This window comes from Paraburkholderia sp. RL17-368-BIF-A, assembly GCF_046054045.1.
Taxonomy (GTDB): Bacteria; Pseudomonadota; Gammaproteobacteria; order Burkholderiales; family Burkholderiaceae; genus Paraburkholderia; species Paraburkholderia graminis.
Genome location: NZ_JARESN010000013.1, coordinates 106,745 through 120,207, shown reverse-complemented (window position 1 = coordinate 120,207; position 13,463 = coordinate 106,745). Strand labels below are relative to the sequence as shown.

Annotated in this window: 12 protein-coding genes; 8 read left to right on the top strand and 4 right to left on the bottom strand. The window is 66.2% G+C overall.

Annotation, left to right across the window (positions count from 1 at the left end; genetic code table 11):
• Window positions 1–23: 23 nt before the first annotated feature.
• Window positions 24–1,337, bottom strand: a complete 1,314-nt coding sequence (locus P0D87_RS22160) for a YihY family inner membrane protein (RefSeq protein WP_081652996.1) — start codon at window positions 1,335–1,337, stop codon at window positions 24–26.
• A gap of 198 nt (window positions 1,338–1,535) precedes the next feature.
• Between P0D87_RS22160 and wrbA the strand changes: the two genes are divergently transcribed.
• Genes wrbA through P0D87_RS22140 form a run of 4 tightly spaced genes read left to right on the top strand, consistent with a single transcriptional unit; the run spans window position 1,536 to window position 4,987 of the window.
• Window positions 1,536–2,138 (top strand): NAD(P)H:quinone oxidoreductase, encoded by a 603-nt coding sequence (wrbA, locus tag P0D87_RS22155; RefSeq protein WP_006052419.1) that lies wholly within the window; start codon window positions 1,536–1,538, stop codon window positions 2,136–2,138.
• On the top strand, window positions 2,135–2,632 hold the full coding sequence (locus P0D87_RS22150; protein ID WP_082367017.1) for a DUF2069 domain-containing protein: 498 nt from the start codon (window positions 2,135–2,137) through the stop codon (window positions 2,630–2,632). The genes wrbA and P0D87_RS22150 overlap by 4 nt, the downstream gene beginning before the upstream one ends.
• A 58-nt stretch (window positions 2,633–2,690) precedes the next feature.
• On the top strand, window positions 2,691–4,109 hold the full coding sequence (locus P0D87_RS22145) for an FAD-binding oxidoreductase (RefSeq protein WP_029967658.1): 1,419 nt from the start codon (window positions 2,691–2,693) through the stop codon (window positions 4,107–4,109).
• Window positions 4,110–4,168: 59 nt separating this feature from the next.
• Window positions 4,169–4,987: a metallophosphoesterase gene (locus tag P0D87_RS22140; protein WP_053858509.1), complete on the top strand. Its 819-nt coding sequence runs from the start codon at window positions 4,169–4,171 to the stop codon at window positions 4,985–4,987.
• Between the two features lie 55 nt (window positions 4,988–5,042).
• On the opposite strand, the gene P0D87_RS22135 is transcribed toward P0D87_RS22140, so the two are convergent.
• The gene (locus P0D87_RS22135) at window positions 5,043–5,201 is read right to left on the bottom strand and encodes a hypothetical protein (RefSeq protein ID WP_006052415.1); all 159 of its coding nucleotides are present in this window, start codon (window positions 5,199–5,201) and stop codon (window positions 5,043–5,045) included.
• Between the two features lie 203 nt (window positions 5,202–5,404).
• On the bottom strand, window positions 5,405–6,343 hold the full coding sequence (locus P0D87_RS22130; RefSeq protein WP_006052414.1) for a LysR family transcriptional regulator: 939 nt from the start codon (window positions 6,341–6,343) through the stop codon (window positions 5,405–5,407).
• A 167-nt stretch (window positions 6,344–6,510) separates the two neighbouring features.
• Between P0D87_RS22130 and P0D87_RS22125 the strand changes: the two genes are divergently transcribed.
• From P0D87_RS22125 to P0D87_RS22110, 4 genes are read left to right on the top strand one after another with little or no spacing between them, the layout of a single operon-like run.
• Window positions 6,511–8,124: an efflux transporter outer membrane subunit gene (locus tag P0D87_RS22125; RefSeq protein WP_053858510.1), complete on the top strand. Its 1,614-nt coding sequence runs from the start codon at window positions 6,511–6,513 to the stop codon at window positions 8,122–8,124.
• Between the two features lie 11 nt (window positions 8,125–8,135).
• Window positions 8,136–10,364, top strand: a complete 2,229-nt coding sequence (locus P0D87_RS22120) for an FUSC family protein (protein ID WP_053858511.1) — start codon at window positions 8,136–8,138, stop codon at window positions 10,362–10,364.
• Entirely contained in the window at window positions 10,354–10,554 is a 201-nt protein-coding gene (locus tag P0D87_RS22115; RefSeq protein ID WP_006052411.1) for a DUF1656 domain-containing protein, read from the top strand. Before P0D87_RS22120 ends, P0D87_RS22115 begins: the two co-directional genes overlap by 11 nt.
• A gap of 13 nt (window positions 10,555–10,567) precedes the next feature.
• Window positions 10,568–11,428, top strand: a complete 861-nt coding sequence (locus P0D87_RS22110; protein ID WP_006052410.1) for an efflux RND transporter periplasmic adaptor subunit — start codon at window positions 10,568–10,570, stop codon at window positions 11,426–11,428.
• A gap of 36 nt (window positions 11,429–11,464) precedes the next feature.
• Here the strand turns inward: P0D87_RS22110 and P0D87_RS22105 are convergent, their stop codons facing one another.
• Entirely contained in the window at window positions 11,465–13,141 is a 1,677-nt protein-coding gene (locus P0D87_RS22105) for a methyl-accepting chemotaxis protein (protein WP_029967665.1), read from the bottom strand.
• Window positions 13,142–13,463 lie beyond the last annotated feature (322 nt).

The following is a 13,463-nucleotide window of genomic DNA, read 5'->3' as shown; positions in this document are numbered from 1 at the left end:
GCCGCCTCGCTGCATTCTGAGCGCTAGGCCGCCTGATGCGGCATCGACGACGTGCCGCGCTCGTTCTCTTCCGCGGCCGCCGCGCGCGCCGCGGCACGCACGGCGAGCAGCGTCGCGAGCGTCACCCGCAGTTTGTCGTTCTCGAGCGCCGCGAGCAGCGTGGCGCCGTCCACACGAGTCGACGCGAGCTGAAGCTGATACTCCAGCTCAGCGCGATCCATGACGAACAGGTCGTATAGCTGCTGCACCGTGATCTGCGCGGGATTGGCCAGCAGCAGGAAGTGCGGGCGCGACGCGTCTTCCTGCAACTGCGCGATCCATTCGATCTGTTCGAGCTTTTGCAGCAGATTGACCGTCGTGTCCATATCTCGGCGAAGCATCCGCGAAAGCTCTGTCACCGTGTAGCCGCGCTTGCCGGCATCGCGCGCTTCGCAAAGCCGCGCGAGCAATTCCAGCGCATCGAACAGATTGCTGCCCTCGAAAGTCGGTCGATGAAACTGGCCGATGCGAATGGCCGGCAACGCCGACGCGATCATCGCGCCCGCCAGCGTGATGAACCAGCAGAGGTACATCCACAGCAGAAACAGCGGCACCGCCGAGAACGCGCCGTACACCGCGGTATAGGTCGGCATGCGGCGCACGTAATAGCCGAAGCCGCGCTTGGCGAGTTCGAACGCAATAGCCGCCGTGACGCCGCCGATCACCGCATCGCGCCACTCCACACGGCAGTTCGGCAGATAGACATAGAGAATCGTGAAGGCGAGCGCCGTCAGCGGCAACGCGGCGCCCGCGAGCGCGAATTCGATCACCGGCGTCATGCGCTGGGCCGCGCTGAACGTCATGGACTGCGTGAACAGATACGACGAGATCGAGAGGCTCACGCCGATCAGAATCGGACCCAGCGTGATGATCGCCCAGTACACGAGGATGCGCTGCGCGATAGGCCGCGCCTTGCGCACGCGCCAGATTACGTTGAACGCGGATTCGATCGTCATCATGGTCATGACGCCCGTGAGAAACAGCAGCACCATGCCGATGGTCGTCAAGCCCTTCGCCTTCGACGCGAACTGATTCAGATACTTGAAGATCTGGCTGTTCAGTTGCGCGGGCATCAGGTGGTCGGCGAGGAAAAACTGCAGCGACTCCTGGAACGAACTGAACAGCGGAAACGCCGTGAAGAGCGCGAACGCGACGGTGGCGAGCGGCACCAGCGCGAGCATCGTGGTGAACGTGAGGCTGCCGGCCACCTGCGCAATGCGGTCTTCGCTGCTGCGCTTCGCGGCGAACTGCGCGAGCCGCTTGAGCGTATCGAGGTCGAAACGCACCCTGGACAACAAACCTGCCTCCTTGCTTTGTCTGACTGTGTTTCAGGACCGCCCGGCCGAATCTTCAGCGAACTCTCAAAGCACTCGTAAAGCATTCTGAGCGCACCCTCGACGCACCTTACGCGAGCCCTGGCCGAATGGCTATGAATGGCTGGGAACGGCCTCTAGAGCGGACCCAAGCCCTATAATACCCGTTCACTGATGAGGCTTATGAAAGACATTCTCGTGCTCTATTACAGCCGTCACGGCGCCACGCGCGAGCTTGCGCTGGCGATCGCGCACGGCGTCGACAGCGTCCCCGGCATGCAGGCGCGCGTGCGCACCGTGCCGGCGGTTTCCACCGTCTGCGAGGCGACGCAGCCCGACATTCCCGCCGAAGGACCGCCGTACGCCGAACTGCGCGACCTCGAGGAATGCGCCGGTCTCGCGCTCGGCTCGCCCACGCGTTTCGGCAACATGGCCGCATCGCTGAAGTACTTTCTCGACGGCACCACGCCGCAGTGGCTCTCGGGCGCGCTGTCGGGCAAGCCGGCCTGCGTGTTCACGTCCACCGGCAGTCTGCACGGCGGCCAGGAGTCCACGCTGTTGTCCATGATGCTGCCGCTGCTCCATCACGGCATGCTGATCGTCGGCATCCCGTACACGGAGAGCGCATTGAGCACAACGCAAAGCGGCGGCACGCCCTACGGCGCGTCGCATTTCGCGCGCGCGGGCAGCGCCGCACAAGGCATTTCCGCCGACGAGAAAACGCTGGCCGTCGCGCTCGGCGCACGTGTCGCGCGCACGGCGGCATCCATGAGCGAAAGACCGTGAATCGCACGCTGCCGCCGTCGCCAAACCTGCACGCCGCGCTCGGCGCGACGGCTTCGCTCGTCACGCTGATCGCGTTGTCGATTGCCTGGGAAGCGTGGCTCGCGCCGCTGCGCCCGGGCGGCTCGGCGCTCGTACTGAAGGCCGTGCCTCTGCTGCTCGCGCTGCCGGGCGTGTGGCGGCGGCGTCTCTATACGATGCAATGGGCGTCGATGCTGATCCTGCTTTACTTTACCGAGGGCGTCGTGCGCGGCTGGAGCGAGCGTGGCTTGAGCGCGGGCTTCGGTTGGCTGGAAGCGATGCTTAGCGTGCTCTTTTTCGTCTGTACGCTCGCGTATGTCGCGCCGTTCAAACGCGCGGCAAAAACGGCGGCGAAAACGGCGGCGAAAGATGCGGCACGAGAGGCCGAACGAGACGCGGAAAAAACGGCAGCGGAAAAGGTATCGAACGGCGCCGCGAAGCCGCCCCGCGAACATCCGGAAAACGCGGACGTCTGAACGTAATACGCTCGACTTGCGCCTCAGCATCCGCCGCCCAATCCCGCACCCAACCGACATGACTCAATCCGCTTTCCTCACTGCCTGCCGCGACGCCATCGGCGCCGCCCATGTGCTGACCGACGCGCACGACACCGCGCCCTACCTCACCGACTGGCGCCGCCGCTACACCGGCGCGGCCTGCGCGGTGCTGTCGCCGGCGACGCCCGCCGAAGTCGCGGCGCTCGTGAAGCTCGCCGTCGAACATGGCGTCCCGCTCGTGCCGCAAGGCGGCAACACGGGCCTTGCAGGCGGCGCCACGCCCGATGCGAGCGGCGCGCAGGCGGTCGTCAGCTTGCGGCGGCTGAACCGCGTGCGCGACATCGATCCGCACAACAACACCATGACCGTCGAAGCCGGCGTGATTCTCGCCGAAGTGCAAAAACGCGCCGACGAAGCCGGCCGTCTGTTCCCGCTGAGTCTTGCCGCCGAAGGCAGTTGCACGATCGGCGGCAATCTCGCGACCAACGCGGGCGGCACCGGCGTTCTGCGCTACGGCAATACGCGCGAACTCTGTCTCGGCCTCGAAGTCGTCACGCCGCAAGGCGAACTGTGGGACGGTCTGCGCGGGCTGCGCAAGGACAACACCGGCTACGATCTGCGCGATCTGTTCATCGGCGCGGAAGGCACGCTCGGCATCATCACCGCAGCCGTGCTGAAGCTGCATCCGCAGCCGGCCGCGCGCGTCACGGCGCTCGCCGCGCTCGCGTCGCCGCATGCGGCGCTCGACTTTCTGTCGCTCGCGCAACGCATCGCCGGGCCGTTGCTCACGGGCTTCGAACTGATGTCGGACTTCTGCCTGCGGCTAGTCGGCCGGCACTTCGAGCAGATGCGCTATCCGTTTGCCGAACCGCACGCGCAAATCGTGCTGCTCGAATTGTCCGACAGCGAAAGCGAGGAGCACGCGCGCGCGCTCTTCGAGCGTCTGATGGAAACGGCGCTCGAAGACGGCGTCGTGCAGGACGCGGTGGTCGCGGAAAGCCTCGCGCAATCGCGCGCGTTCTGGAACCTGCGCGAACATATTCCGCTCGCGCAGGCCGAGGAAGGTCTGAACATCAAGCACGACATTGCGGTGCCGATCTCGCGCATCGGCCATTTCATCGAGGAAACCGATGCCGCGATCGCGCAGGCCGCGCCCGGCGCGCGCATGGTGACGTTCGGCCATCTCGGCGACGGCAATCTGCATTACAACGTGCAGGCGCCGGAGGGTGTCGACGCGAAGGCGTTCCTCGCGCAATTCCAGAGCCCGATCAACGGTATCGTGTACGACAGCGTGCATCGGCACCGCGGCAGCATCAGCGCGGAACATGGGCTCGGGCAGTTGAAAATTGATGAAGCGATGCACTACAAGCAGGACGTCGAGGTCCAGATGATGCGTGCGGTGAAGCGCGCGCTCGATCCGCTGAACCTGATGAACCCAGGCAAAGTGCTACGCTAAAAGCGTGAAGCAACCGGTTGAAACCGGCCGCAACCGAGCCACTCGCAGGAGCCTTCTTCGTGAAAATTCGCGTGCTGTCCGATCTGCATCTCGAGAACGACGAGCCTGAACTGATTCCGCACGCAGAAGCGGATCTGATCGTGCTGGCCGGGGACATTCACAATCACGCGGCGGGCCCGCGCTGGGCCGCGCAGACCTTCGACGGCGCGACGCCGGTGATCTACGTGCCGGGCAATCACGAGTACTACGACGGCGAGTTCGGCGCGCTCGAAACCGCGTTGTACGACGCGGCCGCGCAGGTCGACAACGTGTACGTGCTGAACAACGCCGCACTCGTCGATCCGCAGGGACGCTGGCGCGTGCTCGGCATGACGTTATGGACGGATTTTGCGCTGTTCGGCGCGGACAGCGCGGCGCTGGAAGAATCGATGGAGGCGTCGCGGCGCGCCATGCTCGACTTTCGCGGGCCGATTCAGATCAACTGGCCGCACGGGCTGGAAAACCGCGCCGAGGACGACGCGCGCGACTTCACGCCCGGCGACGCGCTCGCGCTGCATCGCCAGGCGCGCGCGTGGCTCGAGAGCGAACTCGCGAAACCGTTTGCCGGGCAGACGGTCGTGGTCACGCATCACGCGCCGCATCGTTTGAGTCTCGCGGAGCGTTACGCGGAAGACCGCGTGTCCGCGGGCTTCGTCAACCATTTGCCGGAGCTCGTGCGGGCACCCGTCACGCTATGGATTCATGGGCACACGCATACGTCGTTCGACTACACGGTGAACGGCACGCGCGTGGTGTGTAATCCGCGAGGTTACTTCGAGCGGCGCAGCAGGCAGTGGGAAAATCCGCAGTTCGCGTGGGATAAGGTCGTCGAGATCTAGCGCGGCGGCGCTGCGGCCTCAAACCGCAGACGCGCCCCGCCGCAAGCCCAAACGGCTACCGCCCGCTCCGCTGCTTGCCGGCTTCGGGACGCTCGATCCTGATCGGCGCAAGTTGCGGCTGCTGCTGACGCAGGCGGCGCAGCAGGTCGCGAGATGCGGCAATGCCGATCAGTCCAAACATGACGGCCACGCCGATCATCAGATGCGTATCCATGAAATCCTCGTCCTTCGGTGATTGCGATTGCCGAACGTGGCGGCGACAACAACGCGCCGGTTTGACGCGCCGCGCATTAACCACACGGTAGCAAATCGATTCGCGCGCGGAAGTAAGGAAATGTTGCGGCGCGGCGCCGATGTAACAGCGCGCCGATTCAACCGCCCGTCACCCAACCGGACGAGCCGAAACCGCTCGCCGGCTCAGGTCCGAGCGAACTGCCGCAACTCCGCTTCGTCGACCGCGAGCGTCGCCGGCAGTTCGTCGCGCAGATGCTCGATCCACGTGCGGATCTTCGCGTCCAGATACTGGCGCGACGGATACAACGCGTACAGGTTCATCTCCTGCGAGGTGTAGTCGGGCAGGAGCCGCACCAGGTCGCCTTTGCGCAGGCCGCTGATCGCCGAGTAAATCGGAATCAGGCCGATGCCCATGCCGCTCGTCACCGCGACGGCCATCGCCTCCGCGACGTTCACCTGAAACGTGGCCGGCCCGAGCGCGATGGTTTCCTCGCCGTTGGGGCCGTCGAAGGTCCATTTGTCGGGCGGAAACACCGGCGTGACCATTTGCAGGCAGGCGTGGCTCGCGAGATCGGACGGCGTTTGCGGAACGCCGTGTTTCTCCAGATAAGCCGGCGACGCGCACACGATGCTGAACGCGCTGCCCAGCCGCTGCGACACCAGTCCCGAATCCGGCAGACCCGTGGCGAGCGTCAGCGACACGTCGAAACCTTCGTCGAGCAGATCGGGCATGCGCTGCGCGAGCGTGAGCTCGACATGCACTTCCGGGTAGCGTTGCTGATAGCGGCCCACGGCCGGCACGACGTAGTGCTGGCCGAAGCTCGTCATCGCGTGAACCTTCAGTTTGCCGGACGGACGCGCGTGCGCGTCGCTCGCCTCGGCTTCCGCCTGATCGACATACGCGAGAATCTGCTCGCAGCGCTGCAAATAGCGCTCGCCCGCCTCGGTGAGTGCGATACGGCGCGTGGTGCGGTTCAACAGGCGCGTGCGCAGATGCGCTTCCAGATCGGAGACCGCGCGCGACGCGTACGCGGTCGTCGTATTGAGGTGCTGCGCGGCACCCGTGAAACTGCCCGCCTCGACGACGCGGACAAATACGCGCATGTTTTGAAGCGTATCCATACCTGATCCTTATCCAGCATCCAAGCCAACCCGTCGATTGTTACACGCAATGCAAAGGCGATTATCACAATTCCCGTAAAAATCCCTTGCATCTTTACCGGTTATTCCCCAATCGATCGAAAAATATAATTGCGCGGTAGCTTCTATAGTCATTTCTGGAGGAAATCGTGCAGTCTCCGGTCGCCACGAGGATCGCCGCAGCCGCGGCTCTTACGATCCTATTAACAATTGCCGGCTGTGCAAGTACCGGAGGCATCGCTCCGCAGGCGAGCCGTACCGACCCGGCCTCGCTCGACGCGGGCAACGCGATCCGCGCGGCCGACGCCGACGCCCAGTGGCCCGCCGCCGACTGGTGGCGCGTCTATGGCGATCCGCAACTGGACGCGTGGATCGAGGCCGCGCAGGCGAACAATCCGAGCCTCGCCGCGGCGCAGGCGCGCGTGCGCGAAGCGATGTCGATGGCGGGCGTCGCCCGTTCGGCGCTGGCTCCCCAGGTGAACGGCGATCTGTCGATCAAGCGCCAGAAGTGGGCCGACAACCTGTACTACGGTCCGGGTCCGCTCGCCGGCGAGCAATCGTGGAACAACACCGGCACGCTCGCGCTCTCCTATCACCTCGATCTGTGGGGCAAGGACCGCAACGCCGCCGAGCGCGCCCTCGACGCGGCGCACGCGCGCGCCGCCGATGCCCGCGCCGCGCAACTCGAACTGCAAGCCAACGTGGTGCGGACCTACATCGGGATGTCGCTCGATTACGCGCTGCTCGACATCGCGCGCGCCACGTTGCAGCAACAGCAGCAAATCGCCGACCTGGCGAACCGGCGTCTGAAGGGCGGCATCGGCACGCAGCTCGAAGCGAGCCAGGCGCAAACGCCGCTGCCGGAATACGAGCGGCAAATCGATGCGCTCGAGGAAAGGATCGCGCTCGGCCGCAATCAACTGGCGGCGCTCGCGGGCAAAGGCCCCGGCGCGGGCGACTCGATCCAGCGGCCGAAGCTCTCGCTTGCCGCGCCCGCGGGCTTGCCGAGTGCGCTGCCCGCGGAACTGATTGGCCATCGGCCGGACATCGTCGCCGCGCGCTGGACGGTGGCGGCGCAGGCGCGCGGCATCGACGTCGCGAAGGCCGGGTTTTATCCGGACATCGATCTGCTCGCGTCGATCGGCGGCTATGCGGCGATGGGGCCGCTCTTCCAGTTCCTGAAGAATCCGTCGCATAGCTGGAGCGCCGGTCCGGCGCTGTCGCTGCCGATCTTCGACGGCGGCCGGCTGCGCTCGGAACTGGGCGCGGCTTCCGCCGGTTACGACGAGGCGGTGGAGAACTACAACCAGTCGATCGTCGGCGCGCTCAAAGACGTCTCCGATCAGGTGATCCGCATCCGTTCTCTGACGACGCAGGCGCAGGACGCCGAGCGCTCGGTGGCCGCCGCGCGCAAGAACTACGAACTGGCGCGCGAAGGTTATCGGCGCGGGCTGACCGACTATCTGAACGTGCTGACGGCGCAAAACCAGTTGCTGCGCGCGCAGGAAGGCGTCGCAAAAGTCCACGCGGAGCGGCTCGGCGCGCATGCGTCGCTGGTTACCGCGCTGGGCGGCGGCCTCGACGAGCCGGCGAACGGGCCGGCGGCGAACGAGACGCTGCCGGGGCATGGCAAGGGCAAGGGCGGCGCCGAGGGCAGTGTCGGCAACTCCGCTGCCGCCTCGAACCGAACCGCTGCGCCGGAGGCGGCAGGCCCGGCACCGCGCCCAGCAACAAGCCCCGCGCCCCACGCCGCAGCCGACTAAGGAAGCCCGCCATGTCAGCCTCCCCTGCTTCCGCTTCGCGCCCCCCGTCACTCGCTACCTGGTCGCGCGCCGCCGCCGACTGGGCCCGCACCGACGGCCTCACGTGGATCTATCTCTTCAAGGCGCTGGCCGCGTGCTTCCTCGCGCTCGGCATCGCGATGAAGCTCGACCTGCCGCAGCCGCGCACCGCGATGACCACCGTCTTCATCGTGATGCAGCCGCAAAGCGGGATGGTGTTCGCGAAGAGTTTCTACCGGATCTGCGGCACGCTCGTCGGCCTCGTCGTGATGCTCGCGCTGATCGGACTTTTCGCGCAGCAGCCGGAGCTCTTTATCGCGACGACCGCGATCTGGGTCGGCATCTGCACCGCCGGCGCCGCGCGCAACCGCAATTTCCGGTCGTACGGATTCGTGCTCGCCGGCTACACCGCCGCGCTGATCGGCATCCCCGCCTCGCAGCATCCCGACGGCGCGTTTCTCGCCGCGCTCACGCGCGTCGCGGAAGTCGTGCTCGGCATCGTCTGCGCGGGCGCGGTTAGCGGCCTCGTGTTCCCGCAATTCGCCGGCTTGCAGATGCGCGGCGCGGTGCGGGCGCGGTTCTCCTCGTTCGTCGACTATGTGTCGGCGTCGCTGGCCGGGCGCATCGACCGCGCGCAGATCGAGGCGACCAATGCGCGCTTCGTCGCGGACATCGTCGGCTTCGAGGCGGCGCGCAGCGTCGCCGTGTTCGAAGGCCCGGATTCGCGGATGCGCGCCGGCCGTCTCGCGCGCCTGAACAGCGAGTTCATGACGGCGTCGACGCGCTTTCACGCGCTGCATCAGTTGATGAACCGGCTGCGCAACGCCGGCACGCATGGCGCCGTGATCGCCATCGACGCGCTGGAGCCGTACTTCAAGGAGATCGCGCCCTTGCTCGCGAAGTCCGGCGAGCCGGTGCGAAGCGCCGCCGACGCCGCGCATGCCGCCGCGCAACTCGAAGCGTACAAGGCCGAGTTGCCGCGCCGCGTGCGCGCGACGCGCGCCGCGCTCGAAACGCATCCCGGCGCGCCGCTGCTCGACTTCGACACGGGCGCCGAACTGCTGTACCGCTTCATCGACGACCTGCATGCGTACGCGGCCACTTACGCGTCGCTGGCCGTCGACACCCACGCGCGCGAGCGCTGGGTCGAGCGCTACGAGCCGAAGACGAACGCAATCGCGGCGGGCGTCGCCGGCCTGCGCGCGGCGCTCGTGATGATGGCGCTCGGCGCCTTCTGGATCGCCACCGCATGGCCGAGCGGCTCGACGCTCACGCTCAACGCGGCGGCCGTATGCGCGCTGGCGTCGTCGTCGCCGGACCCGAAACGCACCGTGTTCCAGATGGCCGGCGGGACGCTCGCGGCCTCGGTGATGGGCATGCTCGCGGTGTACGGCGTGTTTCCGCGCATCGACGGCTTCCCGCTGCTGTGCGCGGCGCTCGCGCCGTTCCTGCTGCTCGGCGTATTCATGACGACGCGGCCCGCGCTCGTCGGCTACGGCGTCGGCTATTGCATCTTCTTCTGCTTTCTCGCCGGCCCGGACAACGTGATGCATTACGACCCGACGAGCTTTATCAACGACGCGATGGCGCTCGTGCTGTCGATGCTGGTGTCCTCGGTGGCGTTCGCCGTGTTGCTGCCGCCGTCCACGCCGTGGCTGCGCAACCGGCTGCTCGCCGATCTGCGCCGCCAGGTCGTACTCGCGAGCCGCGCGCACCTGAGCCGCGTGCGCTCGCACTTCGAGAGCGGCGCGCGCGACCTGATGTTCCAGATCAACGCGCTCGCGCAGAACGACCCGGCGGCGCGGCGTGACACGTTGCGCTGGCTGTTCTCGGTGCTCGAAATCGGCAACGCGGTGATCGATCTGCGCCGCGAAGTGGCCGCGCTGCCGGCCGATGCGCGCTACGCGAAAGCGACGCCGTGGCGCATTGCACTGCGCGCGATGTGCGACGCGCTGACCGCCCTCTTCGAACGGCCGCGCAGCGATCGCTTCGAACGCGCGCTTAAAGCGACCAGCGAAGCCATCGACGCCATGCAGGCGTTACTTACGGCGTTGGCGTTCGCCCCGCCGCGCGACGAGCGCCATCGGCTGCAACGCATTCTGAGCCAGTTGCACTTCATTCGTACCGCGCTGCTCGATCCGCAGTCGCCGCTCGAACCGTGGACGGGCGCGCGAGCGGACACACGGACGGACACGCAAAAAGGAGCCTCACATGCCGCGTGACATTGCCGTTTTCGACGCCTATGTGCCCACGATCGTGCTGCTGTTCGTCGCGGGCGCGGCGATTACCTGGGTGCTGGATCGCGTGATCGCCTATACGGGCGTTTATCGCGTGGTGTGGCATCCGTCCCTGTTCCGGGCCAGCCTGCTCGTCTGCGTATGCGGCGTGCTGGGCCTTGCCGTTTACCGTTGATCCGAGTCGAAACATGACCATCCGAAATCTTGTTGGCTTCGTTGCGACAGCCATTGTTTTTATCGTCGCGATCCTGCTGGGGCGCGTGCTGTGGGTTCATTACATGGACGAACCGTGGACGCGCGACGGACGCGTGCGCGCGGAGATCGTCAACGTCGCGCCGGACGTGTCGGGCGCCGTCGTCGAGTTGCCGGTCAAGGACAATCAACTGGTGAGGAAAGGCGATTTGCTGATGCAGATCGATCCGTCGCACTACGAGATCGCCGTCGAGCAGGCGCAGGCCGCGGTGGCCGCGCGCAAGGCCGAATTGCAGATGAAGCGCGACGACGCGCGGCGTCGCGCGGATATGGATTCGCTCGTGGTGTCGAAGGAGAGCCAGGAAAATGCGGCGCATACGGCATCGGCCGCCGAGGCCGCCTATCAGCAGGCGCTCGCCGCGCTCGACGCCGCGAAGCTCAATCTCGCCCGCACGCGCGTCGTGTCGCCCGTCGACGGCTACGTGACGAACCTGAACGTGTTTCGCGGCGACTACGCGACGGCCGGCGCGGCGAAGCTCGCGATCGTCGACAGCCACTCGTTCTGGGTCTATGGCTACTTCGAGGAAACCAAGCTGCCGCACCTGCATATCGGCGACAAGGCCGAAGTGCGGCTGATGAGCGGCGGCACGCTGCAAGGCCACGTCGAAAGCATCTCGCGCGGCATTTACGACCGCGACAATCCGCAAAGCCGCGAACTGCTCGCCGACGTCAACCCGACCTTCAACTGGGTGCGGCTCGCGCAGCGCGTGCCGGTGCGGGTGAAGATCGACTCGGTGCCCGACGGTGTCGTGCTGGCGGCAGGCATTACCTGCACGGTGGTCGTCAAGCAGAGCTGAGCGGCGCCGCTACAAGCTCTGCAAGCTATACAAGCTCTACAAGCGGAACTTGCCGACCATCTGCTTGAGGCCGTGCGCCTGATCGTCGAGCGAGCGGGCCGCCGCGGTCGCCTGCTCGACCAGCGCCGCGTTCTGCTGCGTGCCCGAATCCATTTGCGCGACGGCGAGGTTGATTTCCTCGATGCCGGCGCTCTGCTCCGACGAAGCCGCCGAAATCTCGCCCATGATGTCGGTGACGCGCTTCACGGCCTTGACCACTTCGTCCATCGTCTGGCCGGCGTCCTGCGCGAGCGTCGAGCCGTTGCTGACACGCTCGACCGACGTGCTGATCAAGCCTTTGATCTCCTTCGCGGCGGCGGCGCTGCGCTGCGCGAGGTTGCGCACCTCGGCGGCGACCACCGAAAAGCCGCGCCCTTCCTCGCCCGCGCGCGCCGCCTCGACGGCCGCGTTCAGCGCGAGAATATTGGTCTGAAACGCGATGCCCTCGATCACGCCGATGATGTCGCCGATGCTGCGCGCGCTGTCGTTGATCTCGTTCATCGTCGCGACGACGCGGCTCACCACTTCGCCGCCCTTCTCCGCGATCTCCGACGCGTTATTGGCGAGCGTGCTCGCCTGCTTCGCGTTGTCGGCGTTCTGACGCACCGTCGACGTCAACTGCTCCATGCTGCTCGCCGTGCGCTCGAGCGCCATCGCCTGCTGCTCGGTGCGTTGCGACAGATCGAGATTGCCCATCGAAATTTCGCCCGAGGCGGTCGCAATCGCGTCCGCGCTCGACGCAATATCCGATACCGTGGTCGCGAGCCCGCTTTGCATGTCGGAGAGCGCGTACAGCACGCTCGACTTGTCCTTACGTCCGAGCTTGATCTGGTTCGACAGATCGCCCGCCGCGATCCGGCTCGCGATCTCTTTCGCGTAGGCCGGTTCGCCGCCCAACTGGCGGGCGAGGCGGCGCACCACCCACTCGCTGACGAACGCGGCGAGCACGATCAGCCCGACCGTCATCACCGCGAGCATCACGAACGACGAGTGATAAATGAAGCCGGACGCGTCGATGGTCGCCTTCGCGGCCGTGCCGCGTTCCGCCACGAGTTGATCGACGAGTTTTTCGAGCTTGCCGGTCTCGACAAGCAGCGACACGTCCTGCGTGCCGACCTGCCAGTTCATCTGCGAAAGGTCGAGCGGCTGCGCTTTCACGAGCGTCACGAAGTCACGCAAATGCGCGCTCCACGTCGCGACGCCGGCGGCGAATTTCTTCTGATGCTCGACGGCCTGCGCGTCGGATTTGTCCACGTACTGCTGCAGCGTGGCGAGTTCGGCGGCGAGGCCGTTCAGGCCCTTGTCGATGTCGGCGCCCAGTTCGTCGCGCTCTTTCGCGGTGGTCGCGGTCAGCAGCATTTTTTGCGCGCGGCTTGCACGCAGCATATGGCCGCGCGCTTCCTCGGCGGCGCGGCTCGCGACGTGGCCCTGGTCGTAGATGGATTGCGCGGACGCGTTCAGGCGGCTGATCTGCGTGAGCGAAAACACGCCGATTGCCAGCGTGCCGACCAGCAGCACCGCGAACGCGGCGCGCAACATCGCCTTGACCGACAGCCCCTTGAGCCGCACGACTCGCGACCCGCCACCCTTTCCCCGCGACGGCGACCGGCCGGCCGCCTCCGTGTCCGGAACGAACCCCGCGCTCTTCCGGCTGCCCAGCGGAACTGCTGACACTGCTGAACCTGCTTTCATATTCCCCGTCCCCACGTTTAAACCTGCCGCAAAGGTCTGTTCCGGCATTGCTTTTTCTCTCTCCGGGTCTACGGCATCGGCGGCCGCGATCTTTAGCGCGGTTTGCCCGATGCCGACCGTGATTCGCCCGGTCCTCGACGCGCCGCTTCGTGGGCGCGCGCCGCGCCAGTTTTATACATGGCCAAAAATCCGCCCGTTCGGATTTACAGCGATGCGCGAGGCCCGCATAACCGTGTCCGATTCGCGACAAAACTTGTCCTTACATTTCGGTCGAGCCACATTAAACTGCGACAAATAGTTGGAC

Bases quoted from the DNA above. Each gene is read 5' to 3' on its own strand.
- wrbA (WP_006052419.1), top strand. From the start codon at position 1,536: ATGAAAGACATTCTCGTGCTCTATTACAGCCGTCACGGCGCCACGCGC.
- P0D87_RS22145 (WP_029967658.1), top strand. From the start codon at position 2,691: ATGACTCAATCCGCTTTCCTCACTGCCTGCCGCGACGCCATCGGCGCC.
- P0D87_RS22135 (WP_006052415.1), bottom strand. From the start codon at position 5,201: ATGGATACGCATCTGATGATCGGCGTGGCCGTCATGTTTGGACTGATC.
- P0D87_RS22130 (WP_006052414.1), bottom strand. From the start codon at position 6,343: ATGGATACGCTTCAAAACATGCGCGTATTTGTCCGCGTCGTCGAGGCG.
- P0D87_RS22120 (WP_053858511.1), top strand. From the start codon at position 8,136: ATGTCAGCCTCCCCTGCTTCCGCTTCGCGCCCCCCGTCACTCGCTACC.
- P0D87_RS22115 (WP_006052411.1), top strand. From the start codon at position 10,354: ATGCCGCGTGACATTGCCGTTTTCGACGCCTATGTGCCCACGATCGTG.
- P0D87_RS22110 (WP_006052410.1), top strand. From the start codon at position 10,568: ATGACCATCCGAAATCTTGTTGGCTTCGTTGCGACAGCCATTGTTTTT.